The organism is Rhodococcus yunnanensis NBRC 103083 (genome assembly GCF_001895005.1).
Classification (GTDB): domain Bacteria; phylum Actinomycetota; class Actinomycetes; order Mycobacteriales; family Mycobacteriaceae; genus Rhodococcoides; species Rhodococcoides yunnanense.
The window spans coordinates 84735-106999 of sequence record NZ_BCXH01000014.1 but is presented as its reverse complement, the minus strand read 5'-3'; the positions used below and the strand labels follow the sequence as shown (position 1 = coordinate 106999).

Genomic DNA, 22265 nt, shown 5'->3' with positions numbered 1-22265 from the left:
TCTCAGCCCTCGGCTCCCTGTGTGTGACGCGCACGCACCGTGGCCAGTGCTACGAGCCCGACGGCCGCGAGTGCCATGACGAAGAATGCGGGCGACAAGATGTTGCCCGTGCGCTCGACGAGCCACACCGCCACGAACGGCGCAGTGCCGCCGGCGATGATGACACCGAGATTCCAGCCCATCGCCACTCCTGTGTAGCGGGAGCGCTTGTCGAAGAACTGCGGAAGGATCGTGTACGCACCGACCTGCGCTGCCGCACTGTTGAGCATGATCACCACGAATGCCGCGGTGGCGACGACGAGGCCTGAGTCCATCAGGCCCATCATCGGGTAGGTCAGGACGATGAATCCGGTGAACCCGACAGCCATCAGCCGTACGGTTCCGATCCGGTCACCGAGTCGTCCAGCGATCGGCATCGCAAGTGCCGCAACGCCGATGGCCATCGTCGCCACCCAGAACACCGACGTCGAGTCGTACCCGAGTTGCTTGGTCAGATGGATCGCCATATATGTCAGGCCGATGTACGCCGTTCCGTTCACGGCAGCACTCAACGCCGTTGCCTGCGCCAACGCCCGCGGCTGACGCAGAAACACCGAGCTCACAGGTGAGCTGGATTCCTTGTCGTTCTCTCGAACTTCGTGCGTCTCCTCGACCCTGGTGCGCACCCACAGGCAGAACAGCGTGAGCGGCAATGCCAGCAGGAAGGGAACCCGCCAGCCCCAACTGTCCATCTGCACATCCGTCGTCAGTGCAGACACCACACCCGCCACTGCTGCGGCCAGCGCGAAGCCGCCGGTCGAACCCATCGGTGTGAAGGCACCGTAGGTCGCCTTGAGATGCGAGGGCGCCGACTCGGAGATGAACGTCGCCGAGCCACCGACTTCCCCTCCCGCGGAGAATCCCTGCAGAAGCCGCACGAGTACCAGCAGGGCAGTCGCCCACATGCCGATCTGAGCCGGAGTCGGGAGCAGCCCCATCGCGGTACTCCCCACGCCCATGCACACGAGCGTCGCCATCAGCGCTTTCTTGCGGCCGAACCGATCACCGATATGACCGAACACGATGCCGCCGAGCGGCCGGATCAGATATGCGGTCCCGAACACCGCGAGCGCCGACAGCAGCGACGTGACGGGCTGGTCGCTCGGAAAGTACAGCGGCGCGATGACGACAGCCAGGTAACCGTAGAGACTGAAATCGTAATATTCGATGAGGGTTCCGACTCCGCCTGCCAGCGCTGCACGACGAGTCTTGCGGCGATCGCTTGCGGTCCACGGAACTGCGGGAGCGGACGTGATGTCTGGTGCAGTCATAGGGTGCAACTCCTTGCGATGGTGTGACCTACGTCATGCAAGATAGTGGGACCCGAACGATCGTTTGTCAATAACTGAACAGTCGGAACCAAGCTTCATGTGCCTATTCGAGCCGCAATGCGGCGAATTGTTCAAAATTGACAAACGATCGTTCGATCGAGACTATGGTGTGAATCCAAGCAGGTGACAAACCAAGCACCTACCGCCGTGGCGCGAGTGCGAAGCCGATCCGATGAGGTGCATGCACGTGAAGCAGACAGACGACGTGGACTCGCCGTGGACGGCGTTCTACCCGGCCGCGGTACTCGCGGAAGCGCTCGAGCAATTTCCGACGATGCTGCACGCGTGGGACTTCCACGTAGCAGCCCGCCCGCACGCACCGGCGGTGCACTACTTCGGTGCAACGCTCACCTTCACCGACATCGACACTGCCGCACACTCTCTCGCGTCGGCACTCGTCGAGCACGGCCTCACACCCGGTGACCGTATCGCGATCTACCTGCAGAACGACCCTCAGTGGCTGGTGACATTGCTGGCCGCATGGAAGATCGGCGCAGTGCCCGTCGCAGTCAATCCGATGCTTCGGGCCGGCGAGCTGACCCACCACCTCGTCGACTCCGGCGCGCGGGCCCTCGTCTGTCTCGACAGCCTCTACGCCGAGGTAGTCGCTCCGATTCGCACCGAGGTCCCCCTCGACATCGTCGTGACGACCCACCCGCTGGACATGACGCCCGATGCCGTGGTCCCGGCGTCCACGGCGGCACACATCACAGCTCGTCGAACATTCGACGACGCTCTCGACTGGTCCACGCTGACATCGAAAGATGCTGACCGACAATTCGAGTCGACGTCGCCGGTACCCACGGATATCGGCGTTCTCACCTACACCTCCGGCACCACCGGCCGGTCCAAAGGCGCGATGAACCTCCAGAGTTCGCTCGTGCACAGCTCCACCGTCTATTCGAGGTGGTGGGATCTACGCGCCGAACAGGACGTGATCATCGGCGTCGCACCGGTTTTCCACATCACCGGCCTGGTAGCGGGGTTCGGCATCCACATCGTGAGCGGCGCACCCATCGTGCTGCTCCACCGCTTCGACGCCGAGGAGACCTTGCGCGCCATCGATACCTGGCGCGGCACCTTCATGATCGGCGCGAGCACCGCATTCATCGCCCTCAGCAATCATCCCATCAAGGATGAACTCGACCTCACGTCGTTGACGAAGACCCCTTCCGGCGGTGCGGCCGTCGGGCCCGCGCTCGTGGACAGAGTGCGTGAGGCAACAGGTTGGGTTCTGCGCGGCGCGTACGGAATGACCGAGACCACCTCGCCCACCCACCTCGGTCCCGTGGATGTCGACCCTCCCGTCGATCCCGACAGCGGCGCCCTGTCCGTCGGTGTGCCGGTACCAGGTGCGCGAGTTCGAATCGTGGACATCGCCGACGGTCACGACCTCGGCCCCGGTGAAGCCGGGGAGATCGTCGTCGCAGGTCCCATGGTCGTCCCAGGGTACTGGCAGCTTCCCGACGAATCGGCTCATGCCATAAGGGATGGATGGCTGCACACCGGTGACGTCGGCAAGACCACCGAGGACGGATGGCTGTTCGTCGTCGACCGACTCAAGGACATGATCAATGCCGGAGGGTACAAGGTCTTTCCACGCGACGTGGAAGATGTTCTCTACCAACACCCGGCGGTCCGAGAGGCATCGGTCGTCGGCGTGCCCGACGAGTATCGCGGTGAAACCGTCAAGGCATTCGTGTCCCTGACTCGTGACGCGACGGTCACTGCCGCCGAGCTGATCGACTTCTGCAAATCTCGCATGGCCGCGTACAAGTATCCCCGTGAGGTGGTCATCCTCGACGAGCTCCCCAAGACCACCAGCGGCAAACTGTTGCGCCGCGAGTTGCGAAATGTCTAGCACGACAGTGCAACCCGCGCCGTCACTACAACCCGCGCCGTCAGTACAACCCGCGCCGACACGTCGACCTGCGAGTTCCACCAAGACGGTCATCGTCGACGCCGCAGTCGAGAACTTCCAGAGCCGCGGCTACCACGGCACCTCCATACGCGACATCGCTCGCGGGGCCGACATGACTCCTGCGTCGATCTATCACCACTTCGCTTCGAAACAGCAGATCCTGCAGCACATCATGGAGCAGGTACTCAAACAGGCCATCTCCGACACCAACTCGGCATTGATGATGGTCGGTCGCTCGCCCGAAGACCAGCTCGTGGCCGTCGTGACCGCGTGGGTCCTCTATCACACCGAGCACCGCGCACTCGCCCTCATCGGCGCCTCCGAGATCAGAAGCCTCGATGATGTGGGCCTCCGTATCGTCGTCTCGCTGCGCGATCAACAGCAACAGATCTTCCAGGGCGTCATCGCCCGTGGCGTCGCCGAAGGTGCCTTCACGACGCCCTATCCCACCCAGGCTGCCATGGCGATCATCAACATGGGCTCGTCCATCTCGTCCTGGTATCGCGCCGACGGTGAACTGACTGCCGACGAACTCGCCCAGCGATATGCCGCGCTGGCGCTCGGCACTGTCGGAGCGCACCGAACCCGACTCTCGAAAGGGACCGAACGATGACCGCAGCGTCCACATCGGAAGATCTCGATTGCAGCAGCGTGCGAGTGTGGCTGTCACAGAACGAATCCGGTCCGGTGGGAGAACTGACCGCGCGCCTCATCGCGGGCGGACGCTCCAATCCGACGTACGAGATCAGCGACGGGCGCCGAGAGTGGATTCTCCGACGACCGCCGCAGGGGCATGTGCTGCCGACGGCGCACGACATGGGGCGTGAATACCGAGCACTGTCCTCGTTGAAGGGCACCGCAGTTCCTGTGCCGAGAACAATTGGGCTGTGCGAGGATTCGAGCATCATCGGAGCATCGTTCTACGTCATGGACAAGCTCGACGGCATCACCCTGCGCACACAGGACGACACCTCGCGCCTGACCGAGCAGCAGCGATCCGGCATCGCGGACTCGATGATCGACACCCTCGTCGCACTGCATTCGATCGACCCCGCCCAGGTGGGGTTGGCCGATTGGGGCAGGCCGGAGGGTTTTCTGGAACGCCAGCTACGCCGGTGGCTACGACAATGGGACGCCTCCGCCACCGCCGAGCGAGGTGAAGTCGCCGAACTGCATCGACGGCTGACCTCGGCTCTACCGCAGCAGGAATACCCGGGAATAGTGCACGGGGACTTCAAGATCGACAACATGATGGTGAACCCATCCGATCCGACCGAGATACTCGGTGTATTGGACTGGGAGATGTCGACACTCGGTGACACGTTGACCGACCTGGGCATCCTGTGCTCGTTCTGGGATCAACACGGCGAGTTCTTCAATCCCATCACCGCCGGAGCCACCGCACTGCCCGGATTCCCGACGCGCGACCGACTGGTAGAGCGCTACATCGCCGCGCGCGGAATCGACGTCCCGGACATCGACTGGTACCTGGTCTTCGCCGACTTCAAGATCGCCGTGATCCTCGAGGGCATTCACGCGCGCTACATGCAAGGCCACACCGAGGGCGACGACTTCTCCGGTGTCGGCGACATGGTCGGACCGTTGCTCGGCCGCGCACTCGAACGAGCCTCCGCCTCTTCGGTTTCCGGCCTCCACTGACGCCTCCAGAAGGATTGCATCATGACACACACTGTGAACACCGCGGCCATGCCCGCGACCGTCGACACCGCCTCACTCGATCTTCGACCATCGGCCAAGGCACTCGAACTTCGGAAAACCCTGGTCGAGTTCATGCACTCACACGTCTTCCCGGCCGAGCACGAGTACGAGCAGTACCGGGCCGCGGCCGCTCCCGGTGACAGCACACTGCCACCCGTCGTCGAAGAGCTGAAGAAGCAGGCGCGCTCGCGGGGCCTCTGGAATCTGTTCCTGCCCGCGTATTCCGGAATCAGCCAGCTCGATTACGCAGGACTCGCAGAGATCACGGGCTGGAGCCTGCACCTCGCCCCGGAAGCGACCAACGGGCAAGCACCGGACACGGGGAACATGGAGTTGCTGCATCTGTTCGGCACTGCGCAGCAGCAGGCCGAGTGGCTGGAACCGTTGAAGAACGGCGACATTCGCTCGGCGTTCTCGATGACCGAGGTCGACGTGGCCAGCTCCGATGCCAACAACATCCAGACCCTCATTCAGCGCGACGGCGACCACTACGTCATCAACGGACGCAAATGGTGGACCAGCGGTGCGGCGGATCCTCGGTGCCGCCTCCTCATCGTCATGGGCAAGACCGACCCCGATGCCGTCACGCATCGCCAACAGTCGATGGTGCTCGTTCCCATCGATACCCCTGGTGTGACCGTCGTACGCGATGTTCCGGTGTTCGGCCGGTACGACCAGCACGGCCACTGCGAAGTGACCTACGACAACGTCCGCGTTCCGGTGAGCAACATACTCGGCGAGGAGGGCGCAGGTTTCGCGATCGCGCAGGCGCGCCTCGGACCCGGCCGTATCCATCACTGCATGCGCGCGCTCGGCGCGGCCGAACGCGCACTCGGACTGATGGTCTCGCGCGCGCAGTCGCGAGTCGCGTTCGGCAAGCCGCTCGCCGAACAAGGCGTCGTGCAAGCGGAGATCGCCGAGTCGCGCATCGCCATCGAACAGGCCCGGCTGCTGTGCCAGTACGCGTCGAAGATCACCGACGAACACGGCAACAAGGCTGCTGCACCATATGTTTCGGCTGCAAAGGTATCGGTACCCCGTGTCGCACTCGATGTCATCGATCGTGCGATCCAGGTACACGGCGGCGCAGGGGTGAGCGACGACGTGCCACTGGCCGCGATGTACGGCTGGCACCGCGCCATGCGCATCTTCGACGGCCCCGACGAAGTGCACATCCGCACCATCGCGAAGTCCGAGCTCAGGCGCTGACGCCGCATGCCGGCCCCATGAGCTGAACCGTGCGATGTCCCCCAAGGTGGATCGTGATCGCCATCACATATTCCTAACGTAGTTCTACGAGTCCGATCACGCCGGTCGGACACGTAGAGCCCACGCGAAGGAATGACCATGAGCGACACGAACGAACAAGTCGGTACCGGAACGAACCTGTTCACAGCGGGCACAGTCACCGGAACTGCACGATGGTTCCGCGAGACATCGGATGTTCTGTCCATCGACGAGGACGACCTCGAAGACACCATCGCCTTCGTCGACAAAGGCGGGATGACGTTCCTCTCCCCCATCCTCCCCGACCTGAAAGCGATCGTGTGCTCCGCAGGAAGCCGCGAATCCCATCTGGCAATCCTCAGCCGTGAGTCGGCCGTACCGTGCGTCCTCGCCACCACCCTGACCGGCGACATCTCCGACGGCGACATCGTCACCCTCGACCTCAACGACGCCGACACCGCCCTCATCGCCCGCACCTCGGCGGTGACCGCATGACCGCATCTGCATTTTCGGGTCATTCCGCAGGCTCCACTCCTGCAACATCGGGTCATTCCGCAGGCTCCACTCCTGCAACATCGGGTCATTCCGCAGGCTCCACTCCTGCAACATCGGGTCATTCCGCAGGCTCCACTCCTGCAACATTTACACCGACCGACCTCGTTCGGCTGTACACCGACCCGAGCTACGAACCGACCCTCGACGAGTGGAACTGGCTGATCCACAAGGGCGGAGCGGCCTACAAGAGCGAACTGTCCGCGCGAACGGTCTTCGAGTCGGAACTGTTCGGCATGAACACCTACATCCTGATGTCGATGATGGAGGACTACCTCCGCGTTCCCGAACGCATCCGCACGATCACCGCAAAGCACACCGCGACCGAGCTTGTCGCGAAGGAACTGTCGGTCGGCACCAAGAAGAACTTCATCAACCTCGCCGCGATGCCGCTCCACTACATGACCGGCCGCGAAATCTTCGTCGACCTCGGCGAGAACTCGCTCGAGCAGGGACTCGACGATCAGCTCACCGTACTGAGGTTCTGGCGCGAGGCAACCATCGCGATGCGCGAGGACGGCGTCCTGTTCAACATGGACGCCGAACCCGCCGACAGCTCCCGTGTGGTGAACGGCTCCACGGTGGATCGGATCCTGGGCGAGCTCAACCCCGTCGACGACGCGATGCGGCTCAAGCTGCGCAAGCTCGGCGCGCGGTTGACCGGCTACATGTTCCTCGAGAACTGCGATGCACGCACCGCAGTCTGCGACACCGGCCCGTACCACCTCGGCGACGGAACGTTCCTGTTCCTGCGTGAGCTGTGCGCCGACAAGTACGGCGAGTTCCCCTGGCTGGACGGTATCCGCGAAGGTCTCGCACACCACCAGTTCGTGCTCGCCTACCGACTGCCGGACTCGGTGAAGATGGACAACAACGTCTGGGGCACAGCCTGGTTCGATCCGAGCAACTACCTCGACGAGGTCATCGACGCACGCGTGTTCGTCAACGACGGAACAGGCCTGCGGCCGCTGCACGGCGACGAGGTCGACTCCGTCGAGAAGTCCGTGCGGGCAGCGCACCGCGCACTCTACTCACGTTTCGCGGACACCGATCCGGAGCAGCGCAACCTGTACGCGACGCAGATGTACAGCTGGAAGCTCAAGAGCTGGGCCCGTGTCGCCGGGGTGTACGACGAGATCGACTGGGCCATCACGCCGCGCATCGTGGACAGCTACGCGAAGTTCAGCGATCCAGCCGTTGCGCTCGGCCTCATCGGCGGAATCTTCGTTCCGTCGGATCGGAGCAGTTGTTTCCGGCCGATCGGCTGATCGACACCTATTCACAGAAAGAGACTCATGCGTCAATCAATGCAGAAGCTTCTTCCCGCCGACGAATTGCTGCACCACCAGACCGTGCAGACGTTCGCCACCGTATCCGAGTCGGACATCTCGTGGACCGAGAAGGTGTGGTCGCCGATCTTCGCCCTCGACGGATCGCTCCAAATCGACTGTGGACTCGGGAAATACCACAACCGGAACGTGATGGACATGTTCGCGGGCGTCTCGCGTGGCACCGAGCAGATCACCGTCCGTGCAAGCCGCACTCTGGACGACGACCTCGAACGAATCGGTGCCGGACCGTTCGACTACGAAGTGATCGAACCGATGAAGAAGCTCCGACTCGTACTCCGTAAGAACGACATTCAGCCCATCGAGTTCGACGTCACCATCACAGCGATCCTTCCGCCGTTCCTCGAGGCCAAGGACGCACAGCGAGACACTCTGGGGCTTCGGATGTGTTCCGAGGTATTGCGATATCACCAAGCGTGCACTGCAGAAGGAACGTTGAAGATCGACGGCAGCACCGTCGACATCACTCCCGACAAGTGGCTCGCCTATCGCGATCATTCGTGGGGTGTACGCATGGACGTCGGCGAACCCCCATCCGACGTACACCGGTTGCAGCGCTTGGATCGCGACTTCACCCTCTTCTGGACGCCCATGTACTTCAAGCGACCGGACGGCAGCAAGTACGAGATTCACTTCTACCTTCAGAAGGAAGGCGACACCGTCACGTACTTCTCGGGTTTCGTCAACGAATCCGACGGTTCGCAGCACCCGCTGGTCGGCGTGAGGGACGATCTGAAATTCGACCCGAAGAATCGCAGGCTCCTTGGTGGCACAATCGAATTCGACGCGGGCTGGGGCGAGACCCGCCGCGTCGAGATCGAGCCGATCAGCGATACCGGTTTCCATCTGGGTACTGGACTGTATTTCGGGTTCAGGAACCAGCGACACGGAATCTACGCGGGCCCCGACCATCTCGACGGCGAACGAATCGCCGACGTGTCGACGCCCGACGGTGTACGCGAGGTTCACCAGCTCCGCGATCTACCGATCCGCACCCGCGAAGGCGACGCCGAGGGATACGGCATCTTCGAATCCATGGTGATCGGTGAGCACCCGAAATACGGCCTCACCCGCGAGGATTCATTTCTCTAGCGCGCTCCGCGCCGGGCGCAGTCGGTCCCCGCACCGACTGCGCCCGGACTGGGCAGGAGCGGAGCCTGCGGAGCGACCAAAGCAAGCAGGAGCGGAGCCTGCGGAGCGACCAAAGCAAGCAGGAGCGGAGCCTGCGGAGCGACCAGACTGAGCAGGAGCGGAGCCTGCGGAGCGACCGGGCTGAGCAGGAGCGGAGCCTGCGGAGCTATCCCGACCGGGCGAGGAGTGCGAGTTCCATTCGCGTATGGCATCCCGTGGTCGCCAGGATTCTGCTGACGTACTTCTTGACGCTGTCCTCGGCGAGGGACAGGGTCGCCGCTATCTGCGCGTTGCTGAATCCTTCGGCGATGAGCTTGACGACGTCGCGCTGCCTGGCCGTGAGATCCTGGAAGTCCCCTCGACACGATACGAAGGGGATGTTGCGCGCTACTGCCGACAACTGACGCGCCAACAATCGCAGCGTCGCCAGTTCGGTCGGCCCCAATTGTTTCGCGTCACCGGTGAAGATTCCGATCAGACCGGTGTGCATCCCGTACAGATCGACGCGCATCGCGGCTGCGGCGTCGACGGACCACGTTCCGGTGAGGAAGTGGTGCACGTACGCCGACGCCGTCGACGGCATCGCACCCAGTGCGTTGACCTCGGCCAACGAGGCCACTCCACCCGACTGGAGCATGCGGAGTGCCGTCGGAGTTCCGAATACGTCGTGGTGCGCCCATCGGTCGTGATATTCGGTCAGCATCGATTCGGTGCGTCCTGTCACCACAGGCGATCGATCGACGAACGTCGTCTGAAATGTCGGACCGGCGAAGAACGACACGTCCCGAAACCCGAAGACACTCGACAGCCCTTCGACCACCTGTTCCTTGAAGTCGGACAGGCAATTGGCCGAGTCGCAGCGTTCGAGCACGGCGAAGGCACGGCGGTAGTCGGCGTTCTTCAGGACAGCGCGGTGATCGGACGAGGCGGCAGGCCGTCGAATCGGATCAGGACTGTCCACCATCGTGGACTGTGACACATGGCACACGCTACATAGATTTCCATCAGTGAACAATCACCCGGCCGAAGTGGAAACTCCCCGGCCGACCCACACCACGTGCGAAGAGGCCCTCATGACAGACCCGGCAGTCACAGCTCCCAAATGGGGTGCGGCGGAGCTCACTCCGCTGCCCCTCCGCTACAACTCGGCTATCCGCGAACTTGTCGCATCACGTATCGCGGCGTCCGACGCGCCGTGGCCCGAGCTCGTCCTGGGCGGCAGCCTGTTCTCGATCGCCGACGCCATCGCGGTGGAGAAGGATGCCCTCGATTCCGGCTACCGCTTCGAATACTCGGCCACCGCGTCCCTTGCGTCCGAGCCGGAGAAGTACAAGGCGGCCACCAAGGCCGAGCTGGGGGATCAGCCGGAAGGAGAGCTGGTCGACGGCCGTCGCCTCGTCGGTTCAGGGGACAACGTCATTCGCAAGGCTGCCCCCATCAGCGGACCTGTTGCGCTGGTCTCCGACGTCGAACAGGTCATGAACTTCTTGATCGACGGAGTGCCGAAGGGAACCATCGCCGTGATCGACGACTCCGGCGGCACGCTGACGGCACCGATCCTCGAAGGCTTCGCCGGCATCATCTGCCTCGGCGGGACGGTTCGCTCCCACCTCGGCATCCTTGCACGCGAATACGACGTCCCCACCTTGATGAACGCGACCATCGGCACTCTCGTCGACGGCGACATCGTCGAAATCGAGATCACCGCAGCGCCTCCCGGTCCCGATGCCTACGAAACAGGCGACACCGGCCATGCACGCATCTGGAAGCTCGAAGGAGATCACTGATCATGGGAACACCTCGATACGACTACCGCGGACTGCTCGAAACCAACAGTTACATAAGGAATCTGAGCGACACGACGTACTGGTTGTGCATCACCCGCACCGTTCAGGAATCGAAGCTCTTCCCGATGAACCCGTACATGCTGCTGTCCTACCTGAACAGTTTCTACCGTTTACCGACGCTGCTGCGCGAAATCGATGCCGCGACGCCCGCCGAGGAGCTCGGTGATCGCGCCCGGGAGGTGAGCCTCAAGGTCGACACCGTCAACGCAGCGTGGGGAATGCCCGCGTTCTACCTGCTCGGCCGCGAGATGCTGATGAACTGGGGACTTCTTCGCCCCGAGGATGCGGCCGAGGACGTCGTCGACGTCGTCGACGTCGTCGATTTCTCGAGGCGCTTCGCGCTGGCTTATCACCGCAACGACGGACACATCAACAACAAGGAATTCGGCGATCGCAGCCAGTTCCTACCCGAACGGACACTCCAGGTCATCGAGGCCGACCTGCATGGTGTCAACGCCGGTGATCGTCTGCACGACGCCACCATCAAGCTGCTGGCGCAGCTCTCGCAGTACGCATTCCTCGCGCACTGCGAATGTCGCATCGGTATCCATAACAGCGGGCCGTACAACTTCGGCGACGGCCGCCAGATGGTCATGCGCGACTTCTTCGATCTCACCGAGGGCGACTACCCCTGGCTCGACGGCATCGCGACGGCCCTTCCGCTGAACAACCTCAGCATCTCACTGGTGTTCAAGGACACGAATTTCAATCTGATGGACGATTGGGCGTCGTTCGAGGCCGAACCGACGTATGCGGCGTCGAACATCGTCGCGGTCGGTTTGTACACCGCGGACGCATTGACCGACGGTTACCAGCCCGTCGGCATGGAGAACGCGGACACTCTCGCCGAGACGATGGAGAACTACCGCGCCATCCTCAACGAGGCGACGGCAGATCTGTGGAAGCGGATAGCGACCTGGTCACGCGAGCAGATGATCGACGGCGGCGCGCTGGTCTATTCGTCGGTCGGGAAGGATTTCGCACACCTGGCCGGTACGTATCGGCAGGACGACTGGTTCGAACTCGACGACCGTGCCCAACGTTTCAAGCCGTTGATGAACGACGAGTACGCACGCGACGCCCTCGGCGAAATGGTCGGTTTGCTCTCCCTCCCGCATCAGAAGGCGAACGAATATCAGATGGCGCGGTATTCGGGGCTGAACCAACACATGATGACCGGAATCCCGTACGACGCTCTCCGCGAGCCGGACCGCTTCGCGCTGACGGTCGGCGATCGATCGAACTTCTCGGGGTCCTCGACCATCGAGCCCAAGACCGGGCTGTGGGTGACCAGCGCAGGCCGCCTCGAGATCGACGAGTACAACGCTCGCGCCTCGGCATTCACACCCGGTGTCGCGCAGGCCCCGTATCGGTACCTCGACGAGGAGTGGGTCAAGCGCAACTGGCACACGAGAGAGGCAGACGAGCTGTACGCACTGGGACAGACGAACTCGCGCACCATCGCCGGCCGCGGCGCCGGTCTCCGCCGGGCCGATCTTTCCTGATGTGCCCCGCACCTACACCCGCGCAGCGCCACAACTACCCCGCGCAGCGCCACAACTACCCCGCGCAGCGCCACAACTACGAGGAGTACACATGCAGATCGGAGACCTGATCCGCCGAGCCGGCCGCCAGTTCGGCGACGCGCCTGCGATCATCACCGAAGCGCGGACGGTAAGCTTCGCCGAATTCGACAGTGCAACAGATCGTCTGGGTCATGCACTGCTCGCGCTCGGTCTCGTCCCCGGTGACCGCGTCGCCGTCGCGATGCCCAACGGGATCGACGGTGTGGTCGTCTACTACGCGCTGGCGAAAGCGGGCCTCGTCCGCGTCCCGCTGAACACCCGCGAGACGGCTGCCGAACACAGCTACAAGATCGACGACTCACAGTCTCGCGGATACGTGTTCGCCGGCGAGCCCGCAGCCGAGGTCGATGTCATGGTGCGCGCCGAGGATCTCGCCGGCGTGATGGCAGTAGCCTCCGATAGCCCGTGCGACGTGCCCAGGGAACCGAACGATCCACTCCGACTCGCCTACACCGGAGGCACCACCGGAAAACCCAAAGCCGTTGTACTGACGACCGCGACCGAACTCGCCGAGGTCGCGAACTTCCTCGTCGACCTCGTCCCGAACATCGGCCCGACGTCGGTGATGCTGCATGCGGCACCGATCACCCACGGCAGCGGAGCGTTCTTCCTGCCCCACCTCGTCAAGGGAGCGCCGAGCGTCGTATTGGAGAAGTTCAGTCCTACGAGCTTTCTCGACGCAGCCGGAAGATACGGCGCCACCAACACCTTCATGGTTCCGACGATGATCGCGATGTTGCTCGAACATCCAGGCACTGCCACCGCGGATCTGACGTTGGAACGACTCTGCTGGGGCGGTGCGCCGATGGCAACAACCCTCCTCGCCCGCGGGATCGAGATACTCGGTCCGGTCTTCGCGCAGCTGTACGGACAAGCCGAGGCGCCTCTCGCCATCACATGCCTGCAGCCGTGGGAGCACACTCCGGACCGGCTCGCGTCCGCGGGAAAGCCCTACACCTTCGTCGAAGTCGACGTCCGCGACACCGAGAACAACTCGCTTCCGGCCGGCGGCGTCGGCGAGGTCGTCACCCGTGGCCCGCACACGATGCGCGAATACTGGCGCCGACCCGAGGCAACCGCTGAAACGATCGACGACGACGGATGGCTCCACACAGGCGATCTCGGCCAGATCGACGACTCCGGTTATCTCTATCTTCTCGATCGTCGGCACGACGTCATCATCAGCGGCGGATTCAACGTGTACCCCCGCGAAGTCGAGGACGTACTGCTCGCCCATCCAGCGGTGCTGGAGGCAGCGGTCGTCGGAATCGCCGATGAGCGCTGGGGCGAACGAGTCTCGGCCGCAGTCGTGGCACGCAGCAGCGTCAGTGCCGAGGAACTGGCCGACCACTGCACGTCGCGGCTCGCCGGCTTCAAACGTCCGAGGCACATCGAATTCTGGGACTCCTTGCCCACCAGTCCGGTCGGCAAATCCCTCCGTCGCGAAGTCCGCGACCGCATGAGCACCGAGAAGGAAGCAACCAATGCCTGACCCCTACCTCTCGACCCTGCATTGCCTGACGTTGAAGCAACTGGCCGACGTCGAAGGCCTGGTCGCCATCCTGGATCTAGATCCCGACGACGTGAAATCCGCACTGGAACGGGCAGTCTCCGACGGCACCGCACTGGCGGCTCGCGGCAAGTACATGATCTCTCCCGCCGGCCGCTCTGCCCTCGACGACGCGTACCCGCAGTGGTTCGCCAAGGAACGAAGCGATGCCGAGATCGCCTCTGCGATGGACTCGTTCGAGTCCGGCGTCAACAAGCAGGTGCTCTCGCTGACGACGGCGTGGCAGACCACCGAGGTGGCAGGCGAACGTCAACCCAACGACCACAGCGATACCGCATACGACGACAAGATCATCGACAAACTGGGCACGGTTCTGGACAGGACCGCGGCGATCCTGGCCCCGTTGATCGCAGCCCAGCCGTCCGTCGACCGCTTCCTCGGCCGTATCGCCGACGCACTCACTCGCGCCGAGGACGGCGAACTCGACTACGTCAGTTCCGTACGCATCGACTCGTTCCACACGGTGTGGTTCCAGATGCACGAGCACATCCTGCGCATCACCGGCCGCGAGCGCGACGAATGAGCACCGCGGAGACGACAGCCGCGCAGACGACAGCAGCAGGGCCGTCTGCCGACCCGAAGAGCCGTTGGCTTGTGGTCGTGGGCGGGCAGACCGCAGAGCCGGACCGCGACCTGGTCGGCGGCAAGGCATGGAGCCTGTGGCGCATGGCTTCGCTCGGGCTGACGGTTCCGCCCGCCTTCGTCGTCACCACCGATGCGTGCAAGGCCTTCTTCGACGGCGGAAAAACGCTGCCCGACGGTATGGCCCAGGAACTTCGTGTCGGCATCGCCGGCTTGGAAGCCACTCTCGGCCGCACGTTCGGCGGGACGCATCAGCCACTGTTGGTGTCGGTTCGCTCGGGTGCCGCGGTCAGCATGCCGGGCATGATGGACACGATTCTCAATCTCGGGTTCACCGACGACGTCGAGCGCGCACTCGCCGAGGAGACCGGGAGCGCGCAGTTCGCAGCGGAGGTCAATCGCCGATTCCATGCTTTCTACGGCCAACTCGTCCTCGGATGCGCAGACGATCTCGACTCCCACGACTGCGCAGATGCGGTGCGCGCAGCGATCGTCGGCGAAACCGGCCGGGATGTGCCACAGGATCCGTGGCAGCAACTCGAATCCGCGGTGGCATCGGTATTCGAATCCAGCCGCACGCGGCGCGCGATCGCCTACCGCACACACCACGGAATTCCTCAGGACCTCGGCACGGCCGTCACCATTCAGGCGATGGTCTTCGGCAATCTCGACGACGATTCCGGCACCGGAGTGCTGTTCAGCCGAAATCCGCTCTCGGGTGAGCGCGAAGCATACGGCGAATACCTGCCACGGGGTCAGGGCGAGGACGTCGTCAGCGGACGGGTCACTCCCGAGCCGCTCGCGCGGCTCGCCGACCGCGCTCCCGACGTCCACCGCGAACTGCTCGCAGCAGCCGAGCGGCTCGACGCCCACGGCCGTGACGCACAGGACATCGAGTTCACCGTCCAGCAAGGAACGCTGTACATGCTGCAGTCCCGGCCGGCCAAGCGCACGGCCCGCGCGGCCGTCCGGATCGCCGTCGAGCTCGTCGACGAGGAGGTCATCACCCCGCGCGAGGCGCTGCGGCGCGTCACGCCTGAGCAGGTGACGACCCTGCTGCGGCCCGTCGTGGATCCGGCGTCGATCACAGCTGCCACGCTCCTCGGCGCCGGGACCTCCGCATGCCCGGGTGTGGCGAGCGGACTCGCAGTCGCCACACCGGAAGAGGCCGAGCAGATTCCGAACTCGATTCTCGTCCGTAAGAACACCAGCCCCGAGGACGTACACGGCATGATCGCCGCCGCAGGCGTCGTCACCGAGACCGGCGGCGCCACGTCGCATGCAGCCGTGGTGAGCCGAGCACTCGACACACCCTGCGTCGTCGGATATCCGGGGGCTGTTGCCGATCTCGTCGGGAAGATCGTGACCGTCGACGCCGTGACGGGCAAGGTCTACTCCGGCGAACTGCCGACCGTCTCCGTCGACGAGAGTGAGGACACCGATCTGCAACGTCTCATCGGCTGGGCGCGCGAGTACTCGCCCGTCGATGTGATCCGCGGAGATGCTCCCGAACCTGTCTTCGACGCCGAGTCGCCGGCGGATGTCGATCCCGATGCCGTACCCGACATTCCAGCAGGGACGGTGTCGGTGCGCGGCGCGGTGTTCGGACGCCGCGATGCGCTGCGCGCAGCTCTCGACGCCGGTGTGAGAACAGTCGTCGCAGACAGGGCACTTCCGGTGTTGCTGGCTGCGATCGCCCTTCAGGAGGAAAGACGATGACCGACAACACAATTCCAACCGACGTCACGATGCGCGAGCTCACCGCGCTGGTGAAAGAATTCACCGCGTCGGGCTGGGCGAGCATGGAACTCGACATCCATGGAATGCACCTGGTCCTCGGCCGCGACGGGGCGCCGGCGACAACTCACGGCACCGCAGCGCCGATTCCTACGCCCTCACCTCCGCCTCCACCGGCACATGCGCTGGCGCCGGTCCCTCCGCCCGCTCGGGTCGACCCACCGGCTGCACCCGTGGGCGCACGTGTGAGCACCGGGGACGAAGTCGCCGTCAAGTCCCCCGTCGTCGGGGCCTTCTGGGTGTCTCCGAGTCCAGGTGAGGCGCCGTTCGTGACGGTGGGCCAGCACGTCGATGCTGGCCAGCAACTCGGCATCGTCGAGGTGATGAAGCTGATGAGCAACGTGTCGGCTCCGGTGACAGGAACGATCGTCGCGATCGAAGCGCAGAACGCGGACATGGTGGAGTACGACCAGGTTCTCTTCCTGATAGATCCTGATGATGAGTGACATCGACTACCGCCCGATCAAGAAGGTGTTCGTCGCGAACCGGGGTGAGATCGCGGTCCGTGTCATTCGATCGTGCCGAGAACTCGGCATCGAGACCGTCCTCGCGGTCTCGACGATCGACCGCGACTCCGTTCCCGCGCGGCTCGCCGACCGCACCGTCTGCATCGGCCCACCCGCCGCCACTGCGAGTTACCTCAACATGCCGTCGGTGATCTCCGCTGCACTCGGAAGTGGCTGTGATGCACTGCATCCCGGATACGGCTTCCTGTCCGAGAATCCGCAGTTCGCACAGATGTGCGTCGACAACGGGCTCACGTTCGTAGGCCCGGCACCCCACGTCGTCACCGAAGCAGGCGACAAAGCGCGTGCCCGCGACATCGCCCGAGCCGCGGGCATTCCGGTACTGACGGGATCTCCGATCGTCACCGACGTCGACGATGCTTCTCGCGCGGCGGCAGACATCGGCTACCCCGTGTTGATCAAGGCCTCGGCGGGCGGCGGCGGGCGCGGAATGTCGGTCGTCGAGAGCGACGCTGAACTTCGCGCCAGATTCTCGGCCGCCGGTTCCGAGGCACAATCGGCGTTCGGAGACGGATCACTGTTCGTCGAGAAGTACATTCGGACAGCGCGTCACATCGAGGTTCAGGTCCTGGGCGATCGCCACGGCAGCGTCGTACAACTGGGCGAGCGCGACTGCACGCTCCAACGCCGCCATCAGAAGGTGATCGAAGAGAGTCCAGCACCCGGGCTTTCCGAGAAGACGAGGGCGCGCATCAGGGCATCCGGACTGGCCTTCGCCGAGGCCATCGGTCTGGACAGCGCAGGAACCGTCGAATTCATCTACGACGCTGACACCGGCGACTTCGCATTCCTCGAGTTCAACGCCCGAATCCAGGTCGAACATCCGGTGACCGAGTGCGTGACGGGAATCGACCTGGTCCGTCAACAGCTGAGGTCGGCGCAGGGCGACCGGCTCGAGTTCGGGCAACACGACGTCACCACTACGGGGCACGCCATCGAGGTACGCATCACGAGCGAGTCTCCGAGGGACGGATTCCTCCCACGCACAGGCACTCTGGCACGCTGGCGATCACCCGATCTGGACGGCATCCGCGTCGACACCCACGCCGAGGAGGGCTACGTCGTCGGACCCTATTACGACTCGCTGCTGGCCAAGATCGTGGCATACGGCACCGATCGCGAGGACGCGATCGCGAAGATGCTCGCGGCCTTGAAGGCACTCGAGGTGGACGGCGTGCCGACCACCGCCGACTTCGCGCATTTCGCGCTCGATCACAAGGACTTTCGGTCGGCCACCGTCAGCACCAACTGGATCGCCGAAACCGGACTACCCGAATTCCTGGAGACACCATGACCAGCTTCATCGATTGCGCACCGACCCTTCCCGACGGTTCCCGCCGGAAGATTCAGATCATCGACCAGACGCTGCGCGACGGCCCGCAGAGCTGGTGGGGTATGCGGATGCGCCGCGACATGGGTATTCCCATCGCAGATCACCTCGACCGCACGGGCTTCCACACGATCGATCTGGTCGGAAGCTCGATCTTCGAGGTGCTCGTGCGGCACTGTAAGGAAGATCCGTGGGATCAGCTGATCTCATTGTCCAAGGCCATGCCGCGCACCACGGTCCGTGCAGGCACGCGCAGCAACGGCATCGTCACGTTCGGTCTCACCGCGGACAGTGTGATGGACCTGTGGGTGCAGCGTCTGGTCGCGCACGGTATCGGTAGCTTCTGGATCTACGACGGCCTGTTCAACCTCGACAAGATCGGCCGTCTCGTCAAGACCGTACAGGCCGAAGGTGCACAGGCCATTCCGTGCATCCTGTATGCCGACAGTCCCTACCACACCGACGACTACTATGTTGCTCGCACAAGGGAACTCGTCGGCCTCGGCGCCGATGGAATCGAACTGGAGGATGCGGCAGGCCTGCTCACGCCCGACCGCACTCGCAGCCTGATCAAGGCGATCAAGACCGCAGCGGGTGAACTGCCCGTCGAGGTTCACTTCCACAGCAACAATGCGATGGCTCCGGTGAACTACCTGGAAGCTGCCCTCGCCGGGGCCGACCGGGTCCATACCGCAAGCCGTACATTGGCCGCGGGCGTCTCGCTCCCGTCGACCGAGGTGACGTACTCGAATCTGAAGTACGCCGGCTTCGACGTCGAGCTCGACGATTCCCAGTTCTCCCCCGTCGAGCAGCACCTGCAACGCGTCGCCGAATACGAGGGCCTACCCGTCGGCACACCTGCCGAGTTCAACCTGTTCCTGTACCGCCACCAACTACCCGGCGGTATGACCGGCACCTTCAAGGCGCAGCTCGCCGAACGCGGAATGGCCGATCGGTTCGAGGAAGTGCTCGACGAGATGTCCACGGTACGCACCGAACTCGGCTATCCGGTCATGGCGACGCCGTTCTCGCAGCTGGTCGGCACGCAGGCCGTGCTGAACGTGGTGACCGGCAAGCGTTACTCCGTCATCCCCGACGAGGTGCTGATGTACGTCAACGGCCACTACGGCGATGCCGTCGCACCGATGGATCAGAACGTCGTCGACGTCATCCAGGCCTCACCGAAAGCGAAGAGTTACCACGACTGGATTCCGGCGCAACCGTCGCTCGACGATCTACGTCAGCGATTCGGCAACGTCGACGACGACGAGCTCATCCTGCGCCTGCTGGTGCCCGGCAACGAGATCGACATCATGCGGGACACTCCGAAACGCAACCGTGACTTCGGTGCGTCCAGTCGAGAGATGGGGTACGTGCGCCAACTCGTCACGGCCGCAACGGGTGCCTACGTCCACCTCAGCTCCCCCGACTTCAGCCTCACCCTGCAGGGAGATCACTGATGACCATTCCGGCCGAGGGCCGCGTCACCAAACGACGCCCCGGTGCGGTCAAGGGAGGTTTGGCGGTTGCGGACAGTCGACCGATATTCGCGCACGACCGGATACACGGTCTGAGGTGCACGGCGTGCCGAAACCCCTCCGCGCAGCGGGATCTGCCGTGGTGCCCGGTCTGTAGAGGACCGCTGGTCGAAGACACCTTCTCGCCGTCGGGCAGCATGTGGTCTTCCACCGTCGTGGCAATCCCTGTAGGCAACAGAAAGCCGCCGTTCGCACTCGGCTACATCGACCTCGACGACGGACCCCGAGTCCTGGCGCATCTCCTCGTTCCCGAGTCGGTGCCGATCGACACCCGCGTCACGGTGACCGGTCTCGAACACGGCGACCTCGTCGCCGAGGTCGACTCGTGAGCGCCGACCGCGACGTCGCGGTGTTGGGCGTCGGGACGTCGGACTACGGCGCGTTCCAGCACCGCCGCGTCGAGTCGCTCGCGTGGGAAGCCGTCACCGAAGCGATCGGCGACGCCGAGATCGACCCACTGGACATCGATGCCATCATCGTGGGAACCGTGTTCGGTCCCCCCGGCGTCGCGACTCGGATCCAACGCGGACTCGGACTACCGGGAATACCGATGTGGACCATCGAAAATGCCTGTGCCAGTGGCACCGCGGCGTACCACGAGGCGGTGGAGGCAGTGCGAGTGGGCAGGTTCGACTGCGTGCTCGTACTCGGCGTCGACCAGATGTCGACACTGTTCACCGGTGCAATAGTGCCCGAGGCCACCGACCCCGAAGGTGCTGCGTCGCTTCCGCTTCCCGGGTTGTACGCGTTGCAGGCACAGCGCTACATCGGCCAGTACGGGGTGACGCCGGAGCAGCTGGCCGCAGTGGCCGTCAAGAACAAGACCAACGGCCTCGACAATCCGCGGGCTCATCTGAGAATGGGTGCGCCGACCATCGAGGAGGTTCTCGGCTCTCGGGCGATCGCCGAGCCGCTGACGTTTCTGCAATGCTGCCCGACGACCGACGGCGCAGGCGCTGCGGTGATCGGACGACCCAGAGCGCGCCACCGCGATGTGAAAGTTCTGTCCTCGGCGATGGTTTCCGGCGCCCTGTGGGACCATGGTTCCAAGCACGTATGGGGATTCGATTGTGTTGCTCGGGCCGCCGACAAAGCATTCACCGCAGCAGGAATCTCGCCGAAGGACATCGACGTCATGGAAGTACACGACGCCTTCACGATCGGCGAGATCACCACACTCGAAGCACTCGGGGTCGCCGAACTGGGCGAGGGCGCGCAGATGGCGCCCTCCGGTTACACCGCTCGCACCGGACCGCAACCGGTCAATCCCAGCGGCGGTCTGCTGTCGCGAGGACATCCGTTGGGCGCCACCGGTACTGCGCAGCTGGCCGAGATCGTCTGGCAGCTCCGCGGTGACGCCGGACCGAGGCAGGTCGCCAAGCACGAGACAGGCGTCGTCGAGACGATGGGCGGCGGCGCAGCCGGTATGGACGGAAATGCCTGCGTGATCAGTGTGTTGCGGCGCTGACGCGCCGCACGCGCGCGCAGTCACCTTTCGAGGTCACTGCGCGCGCGGCACACGACTACACCGTGATACCGATCCGCGACCAGAAGGCTTCGAAGCTCGATGGCACCATGTCGGTACCCCGAACCACCTTGCCGTCGACGAAGCGGTGGGTCATGACCATCGTGATGTCGAGTTCCTCGTCACCGAGCTTGCGGTAGGCACGGATGTTCGCGGTGACGAGTTCGTCCCCGACGACCTCGACGCTGACGACCTCGTTCGCCGACGCGTCGAGCTTGGCCAGAACTCCGAACGCTTCGAGGAACTCACCCTTGGTGTAGAGCCTCAGGTCGCCCTCCAGGGTGAAACCCGCCCATGTGAGATCGTCGGAATAGAGCGCGACGAGAGGTCCCGGATCTCCTGCGTCGGCTGCCGCGAACGCTGCTGTGAGCGCCTCTGCATTCTGCTGGCTCATGGTTGTGTGTCCCTTCGTGTCGTGTGCCGAGCACATCGAGGTCCTGTGCTCCTTATCACTCTGGGCCACAGTCGTCGGCAGCAAAACCGTTCGACTACGTGGTCCGCCACGGGGTACCCGCGAGCCGACGTAGGACGACGACAGCGCAGGTCACAAGGGCCATGCGGCGTCGCATCCGGGTGATCACCCGCGCCGAGTGACCGTAGTTGACCCCCGGCGATTGACAAGCACCCCGTCGGTGCAGAAGAGTGATCCAAGTCTCAATCGGTAGGGACACGACGACGTGTCGAGGAGGCAACT

Annotated in this window: 20 protein-coding genes; 17 read left to right on the top strand and 3 right to left on the bottom strand. The window is 63.9% G+C overall.

Annotated elements, in window-relative coordinates:
* Positions 1-2 precede the first annotated feature (2 nt).
* Positions 3-1310 carry an MFS transporter gene (locus RY1_RS20730; RefSeq protein ID WP_072805923.1) on the bottom strand — a complete coding sequence of 436 codons (1308 nt, stop codon included), beginning with the start codon at positions 1308-1310 and terminating at the stop codon, positions 3-5.
* A gap of 247 nt (positions 1311-1557) precedes the next feature.
* On the opposite strand from RY1_RS20730, the gene RY1_RS20725 reads away from it, so the two are divergent.
* The 7 genes from RY1_RS20725 (at position 1558) to RY1_RS20695 (ending at position 9230) form a co-directional block, all read left to right on the top strand.
* Complete coding sequence (locus RY1_RS20725) at positions 1558-3231, top strand: class I adenylate-forming enzyme family protein (RefSeq protein WP_072806003.1); 1674 nt, start codon at positions 1558-1560, stop codon at positions 3229-3231.
* Complete coding sequence (locus tag RY1_RS20720) at positions 3224-3904, top strand: TetR/AcrR family transcriptional regulator (RefSeq protein WP_084727636.1); 681 nt, start codon at positions 3224-3226, stop codon at positions 3902-3904. The genes RY1_RS20725 and RY1_RS20720 overlap by 8 nt, the downstream gene beginning before the upstream one ends.
* Positions 3901-4950 (top strand): phosphotransferase family protein, encoded by a 1050-nt coding sequence (locus tag RY1_RS20715; RefSeq protein ID WP_072805922.1) that lies wholly within the window; start codon positions 3901-3903, stop codon positions 4948-4950. Before RY1_RS20720 ends, RY1_RS20715 begins: the two co-directional genes overlap by 4 nt.
* 21 nt (positions 4951-4971) lie before the next feature.
* Positions 4972-6219 (top strand): acyl-CoA dehydrogenase family protein, encoded by a 1248-nt coding sequence (locus tag RY1_RS20710; protein ID WP_072805921.1) that lies wholly within the window; start codon positions 4972-4974, stop codon positions 6217-6219.
* Between the two features lie 138 nt (positions 6220-6357).
* The gene (locus RY1_RS20705; protein WP_072806001.1) at positions 6358-6732 is read left to right on the top strand and encodes a PEP-utilizing enzyme; all 375 of its coding nucleotides are present in this window, start codon (positions 6358-6360) and stop codon (positions 6730-6732) included.
* Positions 6729-8057, top strand: a complete 1329-nt coding sequence (locus RY1_RS20700) for a hypothetical protein (RefSeq protein ID WP_245819807.1) — start codon at positions 6729-6731, stop codon at positions 8055-8057. The genes RY1_RS20705 and RY1_RS20700 overlap by 4 nt, the downstream gene beginning before the upstream one ends.
* Before the next feature lie 27 nt (positions 8058-8084).
* On the top strand, positions 8085-9230 hold the full coding sequence (locus RY1_RS20695) for an Rv3169 family protein (protein WP_245819805.1): 1146 nt from the start codon (positions 8085-8087) through the stop codon (positions 9228-9230).
* 205 nt (positions 9231-9435) lie between these two features.
* Here RY1_RS20695 and RY1_RS20690 read toward each other — a convergent pair whose 3' ends face one another.
* On the bottom strand, positions 9436-10248 hold the full coding sequence (locus RY1_RS20690; protein ID WP_245819803.1) for a response regulator transcription factor: 813 nt from the start codon (positions 10246-10248) through the stop codon (positions 9436-9438).
* A gap of 94 nt (positions 10249-10342) precedes the next feature.
* Here RY1_RS20690 and RY1_RS20685 point away from each other — a divergent pair, with 94 nt between their 5' ends.
* The 10 genes from RY1_RS20685 to RY1_RS20640 all read left to right on the top strand — a co-directional run bounded on the left by RY1_RS20685 (position 10343) and on the right by RY1_RS20640 (position 21514).
* Entirely contained in the window at positions 10343-11056 is a 714-nt protein-coding gene (locus tag RY1_RS20685) for a PEP-utilizing enzyme (protein WP_072805919.1), read from the top strand.
* A 2-nt stretch (positions 11057-11058) separates the two neighbouring features.
* Positions 11059-12621 (top strand): hypothetical protein, encoded by a 1563-nt coding sequence (locus RY1_RS20680; protein WP_072805918.1) that lies wholly within the window; start codon positions 11059-11061, stop codon positions 12619-12621.
* 91 nt (positions 12622-12712) lie between these two features.
* Positions 12713-14194, top strand: a complete 1482-nt coding sequence (locus RY1_RS20675) for an AMP-binding protein (RefSeq protein ID WP_072805917.1) — start codon at positions 12713-12715, stop codon at positions 14192-14194.
* Positions 14187-14795, top strand: coding sequence for a hypothetical protein (locus RY1_RS20670; RefSeq protein ID WP_072805916.1), 609 nt, complete (start codon positions 14187-14189; stop codon positions 14793-14795). Before RY1_RS20675 ends, RY1_RS20670 begins: the two co-directional genes overlap by 8 nt.
* Positions 14792-16573: a pyruvate, phosphate dikinase gene (locus tag RY1_RS20665; RefSeq protein WP_084727635.1), complete on the top strand. Its 1782-nt coding sequence runs from the start codon at positions 14792-14794 to the stop codon at positions 16571-16573. Before RY1_RS20670 ends, RY1_RS20665 begins: the two co-directional genes overlap by 4 nt.
* On the top strand, positions 16570-17097 hold the full coding sequence (locus tag RY1_RS20660) for an acetyl-CoA carboxylase biotin carboxyl carrier protein (RefSeq protein ID WP_072805915.1): 528 nt from the start codon (positions 16570-16572) through the stop codon (positions 17095-17097). Before RY1_RS20665 ends, RY1_RS20660 begins: the two co-directional genes overlap by 4 nt.
* On the top strand, positions 17087-18472 hold the full coding sequence (locus RY1_RS20655; protein WP_139279934.1) for an acetyl-CoA carboxylase biotin carboxylase subunit: 1386 nt from the start codon (positions 17087-17089) through the stop codon (positions 18470-18472). The genes RY1_RS20660 and RY1_RS20655 overlap by 11 nt, the downstream gene beginning before the upstream one ends.
* Positions 18469-19968 (top strand): hydroxymethylglutaryl-CoA lyase-like TIM-barrel protein, encoded by a 1500-nt coding sequence (locus RY1_RS20650; RefSeq protein WP_072805913.1) that lies wholly within the window; start codon positions 18469-18471, stop codon positions 19966-19968. Before RY1_RS20655 ends, RY1_RS20650 begins: the two co-directional genes overlap by 4 nt.
* Positions 19968-20375 carry a Zn-ribbon domain-containing OB-fold protein gene (locus tag RY1_RS20645; protein ID WP_072805912.1) on the top strand — a complete coding sequence of 136 codons (408 nt, stop codon included), beginning with the start codon at positions 19968-19970 and terminating at the stop codon, positions 20373-20375. The genes RY1_RS20650 and RY1_RS20645 overlap by 1 nt, the downstream gene beginning before the upstream one ends.
* A complete protein-coding gene (locus RY1_RS20640; RefSeq protein WP_072805911.1) occupies positions 20372-21514 on the top strand; it encodes a thiolase family protein in 1143 nt (380 codons plus the stop codon). The genes RY1_RS20645 and RY1_RS20640 overlap by 4 nt, the downstream gene beginning before the upstream one ends.
* 55 nt (positions 21515-21569) lie before the next feature.
* On the opposite strand, the gene RY1_RS20635 is transcribed toward RY1_RS20640, so the two are convergent.
* Entirely contained in the window at positions 21570-21965 is a 396-nt protein-coding gene (locus RY1_RS20635; protein ID WP_072805910.1) for a nuclear transport factor 2-like protein, read from the bottom strand.
* Positions 21966-22265: the final 300 nt, after the last annotated feature.

Bases quoted from the DNA above. Each gene is read 5' to 3' on its own strand.
- RY1_RS20665 (WP_084727635.1), top strand. From the start codon at position 14,792: ATGAGCACCGCGGAGACGACAGCCGCGCAGACGACAGCAGCAGGGCCG.
- RY1_RS20695 (WP_245819805.1), top strand. From the start codon at position 8,085: ATGCGTCAATCAATGCAGAAGCTTCTTCCCGCCGACGAATTGCTGCAC.
- RY1_RS20675 (WP_072805917.1), top strand. From the start codon at position 12,713: ATGCAGATCGGAGACCTGATCCGCCGAGCCGGCCGCCAGTTCGGCGAC.
- RY1_RS20710 (WP_072805921.1), top strand. From the start codon at position 4,972: ATGACACACACTGTGAACACCGCGGCCATGCCCGCGACCGTCGACACC.
- RY1_RS20720 (WP_084727636.1), top strand. From the start codon at position 3,224: ATGTCTAGCACGACAGTGCAACCCGCGCCGTCACTACAACCCGCGCCG.
- RY1_RS20730 (WP_072805923.1), bottom strand. From the start codon at position 1,310: ATGACTGCACCAGACATCACGTCCGCTCCCGCAGTTCCGTGGACCGCA.
- RY1_RS20685 (WP_072805919.1), top strand. From the start codon at position 10,343: ATGACAGACCCGGCAGTCACAGCTCCCAAATGGGGTGCGGCGGAGCTC.
- RY1_RS20700 (WP_245819807.1), top strand. From the start codon at position 6,729: ATGACCGCATCTGCATTTTCGGGTCATTCCGCAGGCTCCACTCCTGCA.
- RY1_RS20645 (WP_072805912.1), top strand. From the start codon at position 19,968: ATGACCATTCCGGCCGAGGGCCGCGTCACCAAACGACGCCCCGGTGCG.
- RY1_RS20650 (WP_072805913.1), top strand. From the start codon at position 18,469: ATGACCAGCTTCATCGATTGCGCACCGACCCTTCCCGACGGTTCCCGC.
- RY1_RS20715 (WP_072805922.1), top strand. From the start codon at position 3,901: ATGACCGCAGCGTCCACATCGGAAGATCTCGATTGCAGCAGCGTGCGA.
- RY1_RS20655 (WP_139279934.1), top strand. From the start codon at position 17,087: ATGATGAGTGACATCGACTACCGCCCGATCAAGAAGGTGTTCGTCGCG.
- RY1_RS20660 (WP_072805915.1), top strand. From the start codon at position 16,570: ATGACCGACAACACAATTCCAACCGACGTCACGATGCGCGAGCTCACC.
- RY1_RS20635 (WP_072805910.1), bottom strand. From the start codon at position 21,965: ATGAGCCAGCAGAATGCAGAGGCGCTCACAGCAGCGTTCGCGGCAGCC.
- RY1_RS20670 (WP_072805916.1), top strand. From the start codon at position 14,187: ATGCCTGACCCCTACCTCTCGACCCTGCATTGCCTGACGTTGAAGCAA.
- RY1_RS20680 (WP_072805918.1), top strand. From the start codon at position 11,059: ATGGGAACACCTCGATACGACTACCGCGGACTGCTCGAAACCAACAGT.
- RY1_RS20705 (WP_072806001.1), top strand. From the start codon at position 6,358: ATGAGCGACACGAACGAACAAGTCGGTACCGGAACGAACCTGTTCACA.